Below are 18,503 nucleotides of genomic sequence, written 5' to 3' on the forward strand. Positions count from 1 at the left end.
AATTGTATGTTCACTTTTTATTTTTTCGAAAATTATATGGTTTTTTTTGTAATAAAAATGAATTCTGAATATCAATCACTTGGATAGGTATGACATATTTACTGCGTTGTAATATAAGTTTTTGTTGTTGTTTTTCATATTCACCGTGATCTTTATCAATATATTATATTTTCTAATTTTGTCGTAAACGACATAGTGTAACGATTATGTAAGCGTTAGTATGCGCGCATAGAGTTATGGTTTTATACATGTTAATTTATTTTTATAGTCAACCTGTAGTCTAACTATGTCTTTAATGAATGAAAATTCAGTGGTCATTCTTCACGCTGAACAGTTACATCGAAGTAGCTAAGTGGAAGTATTATTTTATTTATTATTGAGGTGTTATAAACAAATGAGCGATATCATGGGAACTGGTCCAAATACCAGTAAAATTAGGGATGATGAGGGCGATGAACTAGGCAAACATAGTCGATTTTTACGTAAAATCGCCTGGTTAGTAGAGATTATCGTCGTATTTATCGGTCTTTGTATTTCGGTATCATTAATGTCAAGTGGCGATAATTTAGTGAGTTCTTTCACTTTATCGGCTCCATTTGTGATGATTTCATTGGTGGAACTAACCAAAATCCCATTTGTTATTGGGCTTTGGCATTCACGTAAATCATTTCCAATGTATCTGCTTATCATTGCTTTCTTGTGCTTGATTACATTTGAAACCTTGCTGAATGGCTTTGAGAGAGCGTTTTCGTCGATTAATAGCAAAATTAACTTAAGTGAAATTGAGATCAGTAAAATTGAAAATCAGATCCAAGTTAATGACGAAAATATTGCGATAGCATTACAGAATTATAATCTTAAGACGCAAAAAATTGAAAACGACAAAAATGAAGTTAATGCGAATTATAAATCAGAATATGCGAGTGAATTAAAACGAAGTCAGCGTTTATCTAAAAATGTGCCGCAGCTAAGACGCTCTCTTGCAGAAAAAAGAGAGCAGTTAAATCAGCTTAAAGTTGAAAAGTCAGAGCTGTTACAAGAGCTATCAGCGAAGAAAGAGCAACGATTTAAGTCAACGATAGAGCGTAATCAAGGTGGCGCAGATCTAGTACAGAAAGAGCGTAACCGTTTACTTGCACAGCTTGATAAGTTGACAGCTGATAGGAAAGTGGCTTTAGATGATTCTAACTTCTTTACCTCACCTGCGATTAAGAAAGACTACGATGAAAAGATCCGCTATGTAGAAGAGCAGGTCAATAACATTAATAACAAAACGATTATTGGTAAAGAGAAAAGCCCTAATTTAGAATCGGTGAAGTTCTTAGATAATTATTATGCTGATTTGTTAGCGTTAAAAGATGACATGATCCAGCAGAAAAATGAGGAAGTAAAACAGCTTTCTCGTAGCTATCGAAATGCAGTAAGTGCAAGTAATAAAAACTTAGCGGTGAAACAAAGTCGATTAGTCAAAGACAAAGTGACGGCATTGCGTGAGTTAGAAAGTAAGCGTGATAAAGCGGATATAGAATTCTCTAGCGAGAAGGATTATATCAAAGAGATCAAGCAAGCTAATATGAAGTTACGTTATGATATTCGTGTCGTTGAAATTGAAGCGAACACGATAGCATTGTCGAATCAGGTTTATCGCATGGCTTCTTACATTGATAATGTGGATCACTATAAAGAAGTGAAAACGGAAACATTAACGCTGGTAGGTTTAGTTTGGTTTGGCTCATTAGCACTGATTGGTTCTATTACCGGTATTGCTTTAACCTTATCAGGATTGCATCTTAATAGCTTAGCGAGAAAACGAGAAGAAAAAGCGAGAGTATATATTGCTAACGACGCTTAAGTTAAGCGACCAGTAACATTTCCAACACAGACTAGCCTACGCAGTTAACATTATTTGCGTAGGCTTTTTCATGACTAAATTTAATGCTAAATTCCGACTTTTCTCCGATAGTAGTTTTTCTATATCAATGTCATTCTTTATATTCTTAATGTACAAGCGGTTAATAATAAGAGTGGTATATATGGCTGATTTTAAACTTGGGTTTGAAAAAATGTTAAGTAATGAAGGGGGTTACAAGCTACATCATGTAGCGGGTGATCGTGGGGGGTTAACGTTTGCTGGTATTTCTGCTAATGCACATCCTCAATGGCCGGGTTGGCGATTATTAAAAAATCACGGGGTTGATGGACAACAAAACCCACAGGTTACGGAGTTAGTTTACCAATTTTATCGTAGTCACTTCTGGGATAAAATAAATGGCGACATGATCGCGAGTCAAAAAATAGCAGAAAGCGTATTCGATTTTTCTGTTAATACGGGCCTTTATACTGCGATAAAGCTTGCGCAGGATGTCGTTGATGCCAAGTCTGATGGCATTGTTGGACCAAATACGTTATCTAAACTGAATCATTGTAATGAATCCTTCTTTGTTTCTCATTATGCGTTAGCTAAAATTACACGCTATGCAAAAATTGTAAGCAATAATGAAACTCAGAATAAATTTTTACTCGGTTGGATTAATAGAACACTACAGAGCTTAGCGTAAATAGTTTGTAGCTATGTGTCATAATGATGAACGCAGTCGATGGCACTAAAATACTATAAAGAATGATTAACTATCGGTCAATATTACCACTTAAATCTCAATTTTATTCTGTAAACCATCAAAAACATGCCTCTAAAGAGATGAATATCTATTTTAATGTATAATTTTTGACAAGCTGTTATTTTTTATCCCATAATATTCATACCAGTTGAGAATATGAAAAGGGAATAATCATGATCCAACCGATGCGTCATAATGATAATATGTCAAATATCACCGTATTATCGTTCATAGAACCACATCCATTATTAGTTGATATTGCCAATAATGATGATATCAATATGCAATATGTTACCGCGAAAGATGGAATTTCGCAGGATGCACATTTACTAAAATCAGACTTGATCGTCGTTATTTATCAGAAAAAACACGAAAATAAAGCGAGTTACCTTTCCAGACGAATGATCATCGAAGATAACTTTATTGCGACGATTTGGTTGAATATCGATGAGTTAGATAAACGTGACAGTTTAACAGCATTACGCTTTGTTTATCATATGGCAACCATGCTTAATCAGAATCAATTGCTCAAATTTAATATTAGTGATATTTCGTCATTGATATCGCATTCTAAATCATTACGTTTCTTTGAAACCTCTTGCGAAGATTCTTCATTAACGCTTGCTGCGAACGATTCGATTGCGGATTCTGCTGCAATGATTATTGTCACAAAAGAACCTATTTCGATTCGAAAAATTAATGCCGGGTTTGAAGTCATTAATGAGGTTTGTGAGCACAAAGTACCGTGTTACTACGGTGTGCATATGTCGCCTAAGTACAGTGCTAAACACACTTATCTGTACCTTGTTGGCGAACGTTAATCAGCGTTGTTTATAAAATAAATAAGTAGGTGCTAATAATAAGCACCTACTTATAGGACCTCTATTTCCTAATCGTTAACCTGCGGGAATTAGTGAATTCCTAATTCAATTTTAGTTGCAGGGTTTTGGCGAGTTGGCGCTGTGATCGTAGCAAGAAAATCTTGCAGCGCTTCCGCTTCGGCTATGGTTAGATTTAAGGGGCGAATCTGTTCAGATAATACCGGATAAGTCGGATCATATTTATTCCAACCAAAAGGTGCGTTATCTGCCATGCCTGCAGAGTACATGGAAATAACGCCTTCCATCGTATCCAGTAAGCCGTTGTGGAACCACGGATGGTTGTTCATCACATCACGTAATGACGGCGTTTTGAATTTACCCACACTACTTGGGTTGTTATCGACATTATACAATCCCAAATCTTCATAAAATCCTTGGTAATAAGTCAGCCCGACGTTTTGCATTTTATGGTCTGTAAATTCAGCACCCATATGACAATTAACGCAACGGCCATTACGACGGAAGATATCTAACCCCCATAACTCTTTATCAGACAATGCTGTGGTATCACCAGAATTATCAGCCTGAGTAACAAAGGTATCAAAACGACTTGGGTTACTAATAATGGTACGTTGGAAGGTCGCCAGTGCCATCCCTAATTGCAGTTCTGTTATGTCCGTGTTTTCGGGAAATGCTTGTTTGAACAATGCAGGGTATTCTGAATGCGAATTAAGTCGCGAAAGTAAACGCGGCAAGCTTTCTGCCATTTCTAGAGGGTCTTGAATTGGCATTAATGCTTGCTGCTCTAATGTCGCAGCACGACTGTCCCAAAATAAAACAGGCAAAAACGCGCTATTTACAATAGTCGGCGCATTACGTTTACCACGTTGACGATCATGACCAATAGAAACTTCTTGTCCATCACCCCAGCCTAATTTAGGGTCGTGACAACTTGAGCATGCTACATCACCAGCTTGGGATAAGAAGGGGTCAAAAAATAGCTTTTCGCCTAACGTTACCTTTAATTCACTATAAGGATTATCGTTAGGAAAATCTGGCTTCGGCATAACACCTAGCTCTTGGTAACTTGATAGATCATCAACAAAAGGTTGTGGCCAATAATCACTATTGCTTGCGTAAGCTTGTCTTAAACGGTTGAAGTTGGGTTGACCATGGTTGTTGACCGAACGAGGGTCTTCTGTCGCTCTGTTTTCAAACGTAGTGGCAATCAACAAAATACGCCCAGTATCAATATCGGTGGTTGATTTTGGTTGCAAATCCACTGTGGAAGGTAAGCTATACAAACCATAACCAGACGTTGTTTTTACCCAGTAATCTCCACTTTCAGGTTGATTGAGCGATGTTTCATATAGCAAGCTATAATCAGAATCTTGCTCGCCTTTATAGAGCAACATTGCGAGTTCATCGGCTGTTGGTAGTCGCCAGTCATGACGGCCACAAAGTTGCGCTTGGTTGATATCAGCAAGCACACTTGGCACACCTGTCTGTATTGATAGCTGCTGATTGGTGTTCGTCATATCTTGTGGGTTTGGTGTTAGCCAATATACATTTGAAAATTGCTTGTCACGTAAATAGAGATTATCACGTACTAACCCACGCATATCATCTAAGCAACGCCAAGGAGCATCAGCGTAGTCATCAGATTGTTGCGATTTAGGTAATGGCAAGCCACTATTATCTAAGCGTATAAAGCTATCTTTCTCTGCTTTTGGTTCTTTCTGCTCTGATGGCAGTGTCGTATCACGTTTGACACCACTCACGAGCATGACAGATTTAGGTTTACGCTTGTTTTGTACTACTGCAGTATGGCGACCGCTTGCAAAATCTCGCGTAGGCGCAATATTGTCGGCATGTGATTGTTGATTATCATCATCCGCTAACCAGTAAGTTTCAAAGCCTGTCGCACTAAAAAAATAAGGGTCAACCGCAGCTTGGTTAGTATCTAACGCATAATCTTGTTCACTGACTAGTCCTTCTATTTCGTAGCTTGATGGTAAACGCCAATCATTGCGGCCGCACCAATTTTGCTGATTCGCATAATCAACCAGTGTATCTGTCGTGCATGCTTGGCTGTTTCCATCACGATCAGTGAATTGGCATTGTGCTTGGAAATCTGGCAAGGTCGGCTGCCAATCACCCCATGCATAGGTTTGCATTGTCGGTTGTAATGGACTTGCCCACACGACACCTTGGTGAATGTTACTGTCGGCGATGCACTGCCATTCTTTACTTTTAGTCTTGTCTTTCAGTGATAATGTCGTAAAACGCGGTGTTGGCTTATTGATTCTAATGAGCCAATTAACGGTTTCAACTTTATTATTTGATACCACGGCTATTTTGACATGGTCTGACCCTTGCGCATCTGCGTTTGCCTGATAAGTAAAGGTATTGCCTTGTACACTGGCCTTACCGTATAGGCCAGGTTGAATAAGCTGTAACGTTTGCGTTGACGTTAAGGCATACTGTTTTGTTGTCGTCTGCCCTTGTGTTAACTGTATTCGAGGGGCAAGTTGTAGCGGGGTACTGCTGCTATTGTTGTTGCTCGATCCATTGTTATCACTGCCACATGCAACCAATAGCGCACAGCTAGTGATAACCACTAGCTGACACTTTATGCTTTTTAATGTACTGATTTTCATTATTTTTGTAATCTCGTTGTTGAGATTAGGCGTACGCGATGCGCTTCTGTGTTTGCTAAACCGCTGCTTTCAGAGAACGAATCTTGAAATGCCACGGCGACTTGTTTTGTTTTTGGTTTGTATGTGTCAGCTGTCGAGGTCCAGTAATAGCTGTCGTAATCAACGGTTGTATCATCAAGTACACTGGTCACATAGCTTGCACGTAAACTTGGATAACCCCATGCAGGTGTATTTACAAGTAGGCTTTTTAACTCATTTTCTGTTGGTAAGCGCCAGTTTGTTTGTCCACAAGAGGCAATTTGGTTAACTTGATCTACGTATTTAACCGCTTCAGCATAGGTTTTCAGCGGAGCATTTTTATTAATGCGTTGCCATAAAATCTGCGTGTTTGGTAACGCTGATTTATATGCTTGATCTGATGTACAACCCCATGTTGTCGCTTCTTGTGTCGCGAGTACTTGGCCAAGTGAACCATGCTTTACAAAGCGAGATGTCCAAGTGCTATTTTCGTCAATATCTTTTGCTACATCTTGTGGTGATAATGTCGTCGTTAAAGGCGGTACGTCATTGTCTTTTTTATCTGGAATAACAGTGCCGTTCACTAACATTGTAAAATGGGGTTCGTTTGTTGAACGTGGCGGCATATTTGCAAAGTCAAAATCTTCACCCATCCACATCACATGAGCATCACCTACAAGCGCGTTTGAACCTTTCCAATCATTATCTGCAGGATTTGTATCATGGCCATTTGGATAAATGGTGAATGAATTAGTCCAATATGCTTCATCGTAATTAGAGTCAACATAAGGGAAGTAGAAATTGTTGATTGGAGACTGTTTGCTGTCTTCATCAAATAACTTTTTATCGAGCAGCGTCTGCCATTCTGTGCGTGTTGCTAAGCGCCAATCTGAACGGCCGCAAAGTTGTTGCTTGTTTGCTTCGGCGACGAGGTTATCGGTATTACAGTTACCATCAAGTGTGCAGCTTGATTCGTCATAGTCTCGGTTATTAATGACGCGATCGCCCCAGTAATAAGTTGCATCAAATGCATATGGGCCATTTGCTTGCGGTGCTTGCCACATGAGTTCACTGCTATTATCGGTGACGCAACTCCAGTCACTGGTATTGGCTGGTCGAGCCTGATCTTCTGGCGATAACACGGTGCCATCTAAGCTTACTTTACTGAAACGTATGACAGGAGTATTCGATTTATCGTTATATAACGGTAATACGGAACCATCAAGCTTATAAATACTGTTATCTACTTGATAACTAATTTCAAATTTATAATTAAGTTGAGCGGCAATGATTTCAGCACTTAACGGGCTTGACGTTAAGTCAGCATAGGGTTTGAAAACAATATGTCCTGTAGCCATATCAAGCTGTGCACTACCGAAATTAGTGGTGATCTTAGAGACCGTATTCATATTGGTAGCGGTAACACCTGGCGCTGTAAAAGTAACCTCTGTCGCTGATACGGCTGTTATATCCGCAGCTGTAATGTGTGCGATTGTTGTCGTTGGCTTAGGTACCGGTTTAGTTGTTTGTGTTGTATTTGAGCTAGAACCGTTACAAGCTGTGAGCAGTAGGCTGATGCAAGCTATAGATAATGTTGTTTTTTTCATTTTATTTGGTTTATTTTATTTATTTTTATGGAAATTGGGTGGGGGATGATAATTACTTATAAAAGATAATGCAAGTGATAACTGTTATCATTTGCATTTAATTGATTGCCTACTTTCGAAAGATGAGCTGTTTGAGAAAGGGAGGTTATTTGGTTAAGTGCTGTTGTAATTCTTTGCCTGGTATTGAACTTGAGGTTGCAACCGCGATTGCTGCCCATTCAGAACCTGTTGTCATCGCTTGATCAATATCTTGCTTCGCTAAGAGCCCATGGGTTAAACCAGAGGCAAATGCGTCACCTGCACCTGTGGTATCAATCACTTTCGCTGCGAGGGCTGAAACCACGATAGGAGTCTCTTTGCTATAAGCTATTGCGCCTTTGTCTCCGTTGGTGATGATAAAATAGCGTAATTGTGGTCCTGCAATCTGTAGTCCATATTGCCAAATACCATCTCGGTCATTATTGTCTAGTCCATGATGTTTAATATCAGATTGAGATGAAATTAAAATGTGGCAAGGGCGTACACGGCTGTCTTTTGCTAATTGCGCTATAACTAAAGTGTGTGTTAGAGCGGCATGTGCCCAGCGTTCTGTTCCGACGGCAGAAGAGTTAATATAGAGTGCTTGCCAATGTGTAAAGTCTGGTATTGGCCCTAATGTAAAAATAGGTCGCTGTGGACGAATAATCGTGCGCTCACCATCCGGTGTCATGATTAATAATAATTCAGGTGTATCAAGTTCATTCCGTTGTAATAAGCTACAATCGAGCCCTTGAATACTGGCTTCAGCCAATAACCAATCTGCTGTTTTATCATTACCGACTTGACTCACCAACGCGACTTTATGTCCCGCGTAGACTAATCCCAATCCGGTGTTGGCCCCACCACCGCCTAATCGTCGACCGTTGTCAGCATAATAATGGCGACCGCCTGTAACTAACTGCCGATCTAATTGTAATACCCGATCACAGTTTAAGTTGGCAAGTAATAGGATATTTGACATGACTAATGGCCTTTAATAATACATTGATCGTAATTGTCTCTTATTGAAATATAAAAGAAAGTAAAAGCGTCATTAACCATATAAAATTGAGTGATATAGCACAATAAAATAGCGTATTGAAACTGTTTGGTCACTAAGTATCATTGCGTAAGTTACTTGCTGATAATTATCTTTATTGTAGATTGAAACGAGCGTTTTATACTTTGCATTTGTAATGCGGGCTGTATTAGTATGAAGTGAATCTTGAGTATTGATTACGATTTAATATCAATGGATTAGGTATTAAAATATTTTGTATAAGGATTATAAATTATATGATGAGAAGCTTATCTGTTAAAGCTAAGTTGATTATATCGCTTGCTCTTCCCACTGTATTTATCTGTGTTTTTATGGGTGCTTATATTTGGCAGTATATTAAATCTTCTCAAGAGGCTGATAATGCTATTTTAGTGATTCAGCAATCGATGTCGATTAACGCCCTTGTCCACGATATACAGGCCGAGCGAGGATTGAGTGCTGCATATACTATTGACCCGAGCTCTCGACTAAAAGAGCAGCTATTTGTTCAACGCCAACAAACCGATCAACAACTTTTCTTATTTAATCAATTAGTACAAGACCACCCATTTGTAAAAGCATTGTCGCAACAAAAAAACATTATCAACCAACAAGATATTATTACGGATATACGTACATCAGCCGAGAGTGTAAATAGTGTTAGGTTTGATCGTTATACTCAGTTAATTGCTGAAAACCTTAACTTTGTGAGTGCAATGCAAGAACAGGTTCGAAGTGAACAGTTGTCATTTAATATGGACTATTATATTCCGCTAGTTTGGTTTAAAGAGTTTGCCAGTATCGAAAGGGGCTCATTCCACCGTATTTATAAATCAGACCGCTTTAATCAAAATACACTTTCGCAATTATTTAGTCTACGTGATAAACAAGACCTTATTTTTTTGCAACTACAGCGATTGATTCCAAATACATTTAAACAAGATTTAAGTCGTATCACAGAGTATGCCCGCAATGGCAAATTAAATCAGATTATAAGCCAAGCAAAATTTGAAAGTAAAAAGCAAGACGTCTTAAATGAAGCACGCTCTTATTTTGGTCTAATTAATCATTATTTTAAAGGTTATTTATTACGTCGCGACCAAGTCTATTACCAAAAGTTTATGACTCAATACCAAGATTCATATCGCGTCTTATCAGCTTATAAAAGCATGGATTATGCGAATGAGCAGATTAATGTGTTGTTTGATATCTTGGACCATTACAAGCAGGTGATGGATGGGTTAGATAAACACGTTATTGATAATGCAGAGGTCAATAGAATTGATAACGATTTTATTGACCTTGAAAGTCGAGCACTAAAAAATATTGAGTTAATTCGTCAAGATATTCTGAATATCAGTTTTGCAGACTGGTGGAAGGGGGCGACAGAGCGTATTGATATTATTGATGAAATCATTAGTTCGACAAGTGAACAATATATTGAAATGGTGGTACAGGTAAAACGTGAAAAACACCAAGAGTTGCTTATTGAGGTTAGTCTTATATTCGCAGTCGTGTTTATTGGTGTTGCCTTAGCTTATCGTACTATTCATCAAGTACTACAAGAACTGTATATGTTTACCGAGCAAATGAAGAAAATCAATTCGGCAAGCAGTAATAAAAAACTCGATATTCACAGTGAATCGCACCTCATAACAGATGTTGTTGATACATTTAATGACATTGTAACCTCGATTGATGTCACCCAGCATGAGCATTTTCTTTCCACTGCATTTTTTAATAGTGCAGGCGAGGGAATGGTGATTAGTGATCAATACAATAATATCGAAATGATTAACCCTGCCTTTACGCGTATGACAGGGTTTAAAAAACAGGATGTATTAAGTAAAAGCATTTTACATTTTTTGACTGATAAATATGATAATAAATTGACTCATGGTCTGATCAAACAAACTGTTTTGACTAAAGGTTGCTGGGAAAGCGAAGTTAAGATTAAAGATAAATCGAACCGTAATAGCTCTGTTTTTATGTCGGTCGCGGTTGTTAAAGATAAAGATGATCGTATCAGCCATTATATCTATTTATTAAAGAATCTAGATAAATGGAAAAAATACGAAGAAGAGATTTGGATAAAGGCGAACTTTGATTCATTAACTAATCTACCTAACCGTGACATGGGGATGGAAAAGTTAAAGCAGGTTATTGAGCATTCTAAGCGCTATCGTATCATGGCGGCTGTTATGTTTATCGATCTTGATAACTTCAAATTGATTAATGATAGTTTGGGGCATAGTGCTGGCGATGAACTCTTATGCCATGTGAGTGAGCGATTACGTAATCACGTACGTGCAACTGATATCGTTTGCCGACTTGGTGGTGATGAATTTGTCGTGATCTTATCTGAGATTAAATATGTTAATGAAGCGAAGGTCTTAGCTGATAAGTTAATCACTGAAATATCCAAGCCCTACCTATTACAAAATCAGCATGATGGTGTTATTTCTGCGAGTATCGGAATTACACTCACACCGGATGATGGTACCGATTTCGAGACGTTGCTAAAAAATGCGGATACCGCGATGTATCACGCGAAAGAATTAGGGCGCAATAATAGCCAGTTTTACACACATCAATTAAACCAAAAAGTGACGGCTCGAATGTCGCTTGAGCAAGACTTGTATCGTGGTTTAATGCGAGATGAATTTATTTCGTATTACCAGCCAATTTTCGAAATAGACAGCAAGAGAATTACTGGTGTCGAGGCGCTAATTCGCTGGAACCACCCCGAAAAAGGACTTGTGTATCCGGGGGACTTTATTGATCTTGCCGAAGAAGTGGGCATTGTCATTGATTTTGGTAACCTGATGATCACGCAAACGTTAATCCAGTTACAAGCTTGGCAGTCGCAAGGTATTTATATTCATGCTGCGATTAATTTATCGTCAAAACAGTTTGCGCCTGGCCATGCTGATAACTTAGTCAAATTGGTGGAGAGTGAGTTACAAAAATATGATATAGCGGGTGAATACTTACATATTGAAATCACTGAACGGGTGTTTATGGACAACACCGATTTGGTCGCTGAAACATTAGTTAGATTGCGCAACCTAGGCATTCGTATTCATTTAGATGATTTTGGTACGGGCTATTCATCGCTGAAATATTTGATTAATTTTCCCGTTGATTATTTGAAAATTGACCGCAGTTTTATTTCTCGAATAGGTGATAATGAAAATGCGCGTAAAGTCATTAAGTCGATTGTGGCAATGACAAAAGAGTTAGATCTTAAAGTGGTAGCAGAAGGTATTGAAGAAGAAAGTGAGTGTGATTTCTTAGCACAATTAGGCTGCGAATTTGGCCAAGGTTATTGGTTTGCAAGACCCGTAGCGGTTGAAAAATTAGAACTTTCATCTATAGAGATAATTGATATAGATATAACTGAAATTGAACCTCTGGAAAGAATATAATTGATGAATGGGATGGTAGTATTTTTTAATCACCATTAATGCTCCGTTCTTATAAATTATACTGAAATTAGTGATGAGGTTCAGGTCATGACTCGAAATAGAACTCTATTGTAAGTTTAATCAACTATGTCATGTAAAAATTATGCTAGAGTAGTTAACCGCATCAAGCATTAGGTTCACGCTCATACTTTAGCATGATGCATGCAGAGTCATACATAGACTTGCAGTACAGTAGCGAGGTTAAATACCGACAAAGCGAAGAAGTGTAATTAAAAGGATTTTTATGTTTATATCTATACGCGCTAAATTAAATTTGCTTATGGGGATTTTTGTATTCTGTTTATTGTTTTCTATTTATGAAGGCTCTCGCCTTATTGATTATGGAAAAACAGCGGTTGATCAACAGTCGAATACCTACCGTCATGCCAGCACCCTTATCCTAAATGCCGACCGCGATGCCTATCAAGCTTATTCTGCTTTTCAGCAATATGTGATTGACGCTAACGACGTGTCTTTTACGGTGATCAATGATAATTTAGATCAAGTTAAAAGCCGTTATGATAAGTACGCTGCCTTAGTTGATAAAGAGGACACTTATAATATTCTTTCGTTAATGTCTCAATGGCGTCAGTTAACAGACGATTATATGAAAGAAACTGACCCTGAAGCAAAAGTGATTATCGCGTGGGCGATTACGCAAGAGTTTCAAGTTTTAAGAGAACGCTTAAACCAAGAGTACGATCAGATCAATGCAGCATCTGAACAAGCGGTGAATGATTTTCATATTCACTTGTTTAAAAAATTCACTTGGCTGTTAATTGTATTTACCATTTTGTTCATCTCAATTACTTGTATTTATGTATTGATTAAACGCAGTATTATTGCACGTCTTAATGATTTAAATCGCAATATAGGTTATATCGCTGCAGGTGATTACGATAAGCGTATTAAGAATAATACCGATGATGAAATGAAAGATTCTTTTGCACATCTTGCCGCGTTGCAAACTCAACTAAAACAAAATATTACGATAATTACGCAAGAAAAAGATAATGCCAATAAAGCCAACCGTGCAAAAAGTACATTTTTGGCGAATATGTCGCATGAAATTCGAACGCCATTAAACGGTATTATTGGGATGTCTGAAATTTTAAAAGATTCGCAGTTATCGCCTATTCAAAAAGACTATCTGACGACGATTGATTCATCGTCACAGACATTATTAATGTTGATTAACGATGTGCTCGATTTATCAAAAATTGAGTCGGGTAATTTAGTTATTTCGCCGCATACATCCAATGTAAAAGAAATATTGTTCGATACCGCGTCATTAATTGCTGCAAAAGCACAAGAAAAAGAGATTGAACTTGATATACAAATCAGCCCTGACTTACCAGACCTATTGACGTTAGATGAGCACAAACTGAGACAGGTACTGATGAACCTTGCCTCTAATGCGGTTAAGTTTACAGCGAGTGGTAAGATAGTACTCTCATTAACGACTAAATCGATTGATACTGAGAATATTGCACTGTCTTTTTCGGTGAAAGATACAGGTATTGGTATTGATAAAAGTAAGCATGAAAAAGTATTCGAAGCGTTTCAGCAAGAAGATAACGATACCACTCGTCATTTTGGCGGCACAGGACTAGGACTCTCGATTAGTGCAAAAATTATCAACTTAATGGGGGGGAATATTGCTATCACATCCACGAAGGGTGAAGGCAGTGATTTCTATTTTACCATCGAAGTGGGTATTGAAAAAGTACAACCTAAACATACTACATCACAGTATAGTGCGATTATTATTCATGCTGAAAATACTGATTTTTTGCAATTTGAATTAAAACAGCGTGGCTTGGCGTTAACGCAGTGCGCTGATATTAATTGTGTCGCTGCAAGCGTAAAACCAAACTCAATTATTATTTATAATCAGCAGGAAGTTGAGCTCGCGAAAATAGAATTACAGGTATTACGTCAGAAGGTCGGTAAAACGCCTATTTTATTATCTCGCCATAATCATCACGAACACGTTAATTATGGTCATTTGGTGGATGGTTATATAACGCAACCATTGCTGGGTCTTCGATTAATAAATATGATTAATGATCTTAATCTAATAATTGAATCCGATGTAGATGAAGTGTCTTCGAAAACCAATCGCGCGATTTTATTGGTTGAAGATAATCTCATTAATCAAAAAGTGGCATCGATTAATATCAATCAATTAGGGCTTGATGTGCTGGTGGCCAAAAATGGCCAAGAAGCGATAGATATCTACGCTGAGCGCCATCAAGACATTAATTTAGTCTTGATGGATTGCATGATGCCGGTAATGGATGGCTTTGATGCAACAATCGGTATTCGCAAATATGAAGAAACATATTCTTTATCTCGCATTCCAATCGTAGCGTTAACAGCGAGTATCTTAGAAGACGACATCCAGCGCTGTTTTGATTCTGGTATGGATGACTATTTACCTAAGCCGTTTAAGAAAGAAATATTTAGAGAGAAAATTAATAAATATAGCTAACTAAAAGTTAGGTAATGCTTGTAGGCGATACTGCCATTGTCTACAAGTACATATCACTTCTTAATTGATAAACTATCGGCAATAATATTGAGGCACTCAGCGGCATGACTTGTGACTAAAAAGTGACTTGCGCCTGATATGGTATATTGTTTGTTGTTAGGGATTTCTTGTCCCAAATAACGAGTAATAGCCTGTGCTACAGGGTTTGATTTTGAGCCACAAACAAGCCTTGTTGGAATAGCTAATGTGTTAAGGTTTTCACGTGCTTTATGCGTATTTTCACATAATGTCCAGTGACGATGATTGTTCGCTGTTAATGGTACCATCCCATCTTTGATGAAATCGGGTAGGGGATCAAATGACCCTTTACCACCCCAGAAATCGATCACTTTTCCACATACATAAGCGTCATTATTACTAATAGCCTTACGATAACCTTGAACGAAGGTATTCACCTTAGCCGTCATCGCTTGATCACCAACAGATTTAAATACCCACGTTGCTACTGGTTCAAATAGGGTTAACTCTCGTATCGAAACAGCCCCTTTGAGTGCGAGCGCTAATGCTACTACGCCGCCAAAGGAATGACCGACAAGATGAATAGGCTGTTCAGTTAGCTCAGCAACGACTGACTCTATAATACGCAGTTCAGTATTGATATCGGGTGCTGCGAAGTCATTCGGATCTGGTGTACCACAGTGCCCGGGTAGTTTGATGGAAATACAATGGTGTGTTTCAGCTAGCTGTTGGACTATCTTCTTCCATGTTGATGTCGTTGCGTAGGAACCGTGGATAAACACAATTGGGCTGCCGCTACCTTGTTGTTCATAGTAGCAGGGTAAGACGTTATTATTATTGTCTAGCTTGTTATTCATATGACGTCCTGTCTTAATTTGAATTGTAATCATTCAAGTGTAGCAAAATTGAGATAAAAAAATACCGCAGGCTGGCTGCGGTATTTCTATTTACGTTCTTCTCATTACGTGAATAACAAAACGTATTACTTTTTGTTTTGTAAATCTAGGCTGTATACCGCGAAACCAAGCTTGTCTTCTTTAACGTGCTTCATTGGATATTGACCTTTATCTTTGATGAACTGCGCGGCTTTTTCACCCGGTGCTGTTTCAAAGGTAATGGTTAGCTTCTTATCGCTTTGTAACGGTGTGAAGTGCCAGTTGTTATCAGCACTTGGCGTTACTTGGCCTTTTTCTTTACTTACACGACTGATGTAGTCAGAAAGTACGGTACGGTTTTCATCAGGAGATGCAAATGCAACAAATGCTTCACCAGTACCAGCGAATTTAGCACTGTAAGCGCGGTAGTTATTAGTCGCAACAAGGAATGGCTGTGCAGGGTTAACAGCTTTATCATTGAACGTTAAGTCTTTGATACGGTTTGAATCAGGGTTAATTAGCTGACAGTCGCCGTTGTAACGTGCAGGTTGAGATAAATCGATACTGTATTTAACACCGTCTATCACATCATAGTTATAAGTACGGAAACCATCCCAGTTAATCAGACCTTGTGGCGCAGTGCTATTTAAGTCGATTTGATTGAACTGACCCGCAGAGCATTCTAACCATTCTTTTACTTCTTTACCGGTTACTTTCATCGCAACAAGTGTATTAGGGTAAAGGTATAGATCGGCTGCATTACGGAATGTTAATTGGCCTGATTCAACTTCAGTGAAGTTAGTTGGATCATTACCACGACCGCCTGCTTTAAACGGTGCAGCAGCAGAAAGTACAGGAATACCATCTAAATCTGGGTCACCTTGGATGAAGCGTTCTACATAATCTTTTTGCGCAAGGTTAACAATTTGGATTGTTGGGTCGTCTTGTACTAGCGCGAGGAAGCTATACATAACGTCATTTGCTTTACCGATCGGTTGGTTAACAAAGTTACGCGTTGCTTTGTGGTCAGCTTCTACAGCGGTAACCATTTTTTCATCTGCAGCCACTAATGGTTTTTTAGTGAACTTATCAAAAATAGGGCGCGCTTCAGTTTGTGCGTTTGTTACTTTCCAAGAATCACCTTGCTTGTCTAATACAAGATCCATGATACCAACATGATCACCCCAGCGGCCTGGCATCACAGCTGGAATACCGTTGATGGTACCTTTTTCGATATCTGCACCGGGTAACTTAGAAAATGATGCGCTTGGGAATACTGCGTGTGAATGACCAAAAGCAATCGCATCAATACCCGGAACTTGCGTTAGGTAATAAACTGAATTTTCAGCCATTACCTTGTACGGGTCTGCAGATACACCTGAGTGTGGGATCGCAAGAATGATATCTGCGCCTTCAGCTTTCATTTGTGGTACAAATTTTTCTGCAGTTTGTTTGATATCTAACGCTTCAACTTTACCTTCTAGGTTTTTCTTATCCCAGATTAAAATTTGTGGTGGAACAAAGCCGATATAACCAATTTTTACTTGGTGCTCTACGCCGTCAGTATCAGTAAACGTATTTGTTTTGATGATGTACGGGGTGAACATGTTTTTACCGGTCTTAAGATCGATAACGTTCGCGTTAATATACGGGAAGTTAGCGTCATTTGTCGCTTCTTTTAAGAAGTCTAACCCGTAGTTAAATTCATGATTACCTAAATTACCTACTTCATAGCCAAGTTGGTTCATTGCTTTGTAAACAGGATGTACATCGCCCGCTTTTAAGCCTTTATCAGCCATGTAGTCGCCCATTGGACTACCTTGTAATAAATCACCATTATCAACCAACACACTGTTTGTTACTTCAGCGCGAGCTTCTCTTACCAATGTCGCTGTACGAACAAGGCCTGTTTTTGCTGTCGGCTTGTTTTTGTAGTAGTCATAATCCATGACATTGGTATGGATATCCGTCGTTTCTAGAATACGTAGTTTAATGGTTTCTGCATAAGCAGGGCCTGCCATTGTAAGTAGGCCACCGAGTACTGCGATAGCTACTGGTTTGATAGATAACGACATGGTTGTCTCCAAGTTTGATGAGAAGTAGATATAGAAAACGCCAAGATCATTATGCTTATAGCTCAGCGTCGTTCCATCAATAATATATTGTTTTATTTATCATGTTTAATATTAATTACTACTTTTATATAATTAGCTGGATAATTGAACTGATATTATGATTGTTTATTATTTTTTAAATTCACGTTCCATTTTAAATGAGAAGGAGATCACGTAGTCTTCCATCTTTTGGAGATCTGTATCAATATCGTCAAGTTCTGCGGTGATATTTTCCAGTATTTTTTCAGCTGAATGTCCTTGCTGCCATGATTTTTTCTTCATTGAATGGTTCGCGTAGATACTATTTCTCTGTTGTTTTTGGATTGGCATCTTTTCTAATAACAGCCAAGCGATAACATAAATGAGAATGGCGAGAAAGAAGCCTGTAAATAAAAATAAGGATACAAACAGTAAGCGAACTAGCCAAATTTCGGCTCCAAGGGTTGCGCCCAAACCTGCGCAAACGCCAGCTATTTTTCCATTTTCGGTATCACGATATAAGGGTTTTGGACTCATCGTTCTCTCCATTTAGGCGACTCTTCATCTAGAATCAATTCGAGTGAGATAATACGGTCTTGTAGTTGCTCCGTTCGGCTAATCAAAGTTTCTAAGTTCGCTTGATCTTTCTTAGATAGTCCCTGATTTGTTTGACGTTTACTACGATAGGCTAAAATTAACCACAACGGCGCGACGAAGACTAAAAATACAGTGAGGGGTATTTGAATAAAATCCATGGTAATTCCTTATGTGCACA

12 protein-coding genes are annotated in these 18,503 nt (G+C 38.4%); 5 read left to right on the forward strand and 7 right to left on the reverse strand.

All coding sequences use genetic code 11. The features are described 5' to 3' along the window. Positions 1-394: 394 nt before the first annotated feature. The 3 genes from HWV00_RS07520 to HWV00_RS07530 all read left to right on the forward strand — a co-directional run bounded on the left by HWV00_RS07520 (position 395) and on the right by HWV00_RS07530 (position 3,439). Entirely contained in the window at positions 395-1,852 is a 1,458-nt protein-coding gene (locus tag HWV00_RS07520; protein WP_211685483.1) for a hypothetical protein, read from the forward strand. Between the two features lie 181 nt (positions 1,853-2,033). After that, the gene (locus HWV00_RS07525) at positions 2,034-2,558 is read left to right on the forward strand and encodes a glycoside hydrolase family 108 protein (RefSeq protein ID WP_211685484.1); all 525 of its coding nucleotides are present in this window, start codon (positions 2,034-2,036) and stop codon (positions 2,556-2,558) included. 233 nt (positions 2,559-2,791) lie between these two features. Then, a complete protein-coding gene (locus tag HWV00_RS07530; protein ID WP_211685485.1) occupies positions 2,792-3,439 on the forward strand; it encodes a hypothetical protein in 648 nt (215 codons plus the stop codon). 89 nt (positions 3,440-3,528) lie between these two features. Here HWV00_RS07530 and HWV00_RS07535 read toward each other — a convergent pair whose 3' ends face one another. The 3 genes from HWV00_RS07535 to HWV00_RS07545 form a co-directional block, all read right to left on the reverse strand. Continuing rightward, a complete protein-coding gene (locus tag HWV00_RS07535) occupies positions 3,529-6,099 on the reverse strand; it encodes a cytochrome c peroxidase (RefSeq protein WP_211685486.1) in 2,571 nt (856 codons plus the stop codon). Next, positions 6,099-7,724 carry a DUF1566 domain-containing protein gene (locus tag HWV00_RS07540; RefSeq protein ID WP_211685487.1) on the reverse strand — a complete coding sequence of 542 codons (1,626 nt, stop codon included), beginning with the start codon at positions 7,722-7,724 and terminating at the stop codon, positions 6,099-6,101. The genes HWV00_RS07535 and HWV00_RS07540 overlap by 1 nt, the downstream gene beginning before the upstream one ends. 145 nt (positions 7,725-7,869) lie before the next feature. Beyond that, complete coding sequence (locus tag HWV00_RS07545) at positions 7,870-8,724, reverse strand: PfkB family carbohydrate kinase (protein ID WP_211685488.1); 855 nt, start codon at positions 8,722-8,724, stop codon at positions 7,870-7,872. A gap of 314 nt (positions 8,725-9,038) precedes the next feature. Between HWV00_RS07545 and HWV00_RS07550 the strand changes: the two genes are divergently transcribed. Beyond that, a complete protein-coding gene (locus tag HWV00_RS07550; RefSeq protein ID WP_255554957.1) occupies positions 9,039-12,209 on the forward strand; it encodes an EAL domain-containing protein in 3,171 nt (1,056 codons plus the stop codon). A 283-nt stretch (positions 12,210-12,492) separates the two neighbouring features. Continuing rightward, entirely contained in the window at positions 12,493-14,742 is a 2,250-nt protein-coding gene (locus HWV00_RS07555; RefSeq protein WP_211685489.1) for an ATP-binding protein, read from the forward strand. A gap of 53 nt (positions 14,743-14,795) precedes the next feature. On the opposite strand, the gene HWV00_RS07560 is transcribed toward HWV00_RS07555, so the two are convergent. From HWV00_RS07560 to pspB, 4 genes are all read right to left on the reverse strand, one after another. Next, entirely contained in the window at positions 14,796-15,617 is an 822-nt protein-coding gene (locus tag HWV00_RS07560) for an alpha/beta fold hydrolase (RefSeq protein ID WP_211685490.1), read from the reverse strand. Between the two features lie 125 nt (positions 15,618-15,742). Next, positions 15,743-17,710, reverse strand: coding sequence for a bifunctional 2',3'-cyclic-nucleotide 2'-phosphodiesterase/3'-nucleotidase (locus HWV00_RS07565; protein WP_211685491.1), 1,968 nt, complete (start codon positions 17,708-17,710; stop codon positions 15,743-15,745). 168 nt (positions 17,711-17,878) lie between these two features. Beyond that, positions 17,879-18,265, reverse strand: a complete 387-nt coding sequence (gene pspC / locus HWV00_RS07570; protein ID WP_211685492.1) for an envelope stress response membrane protein PspC — start codon at positions 18,263-18,265, stop codon at positions 17,879-17,881. Next, complete coding sequence (pspB, locus tag HWV00_RS07575) at positions 18,262-18,483, reverse strand: envelope stress response membrane protein PspB (protein WP_211685493.1); 222 nt, start codon at positions 18,481-18,483, stop codon at positions 18,262-18,264. The genes pspC and pspB overlap by 4 nt, the downstream gene beginning before the upstream one ends. Between the last annotated feature and the right edge of the window lie 20 nt (positions 18,484-18,503).

The organism is Moritella sp. 24 (assembly GCF_018219155.1).
Lineage (GTDB): Bacteria > Pseudomonadota > Gammaproteobacteria > Enterobacterales > Moritellaceae > Moritella.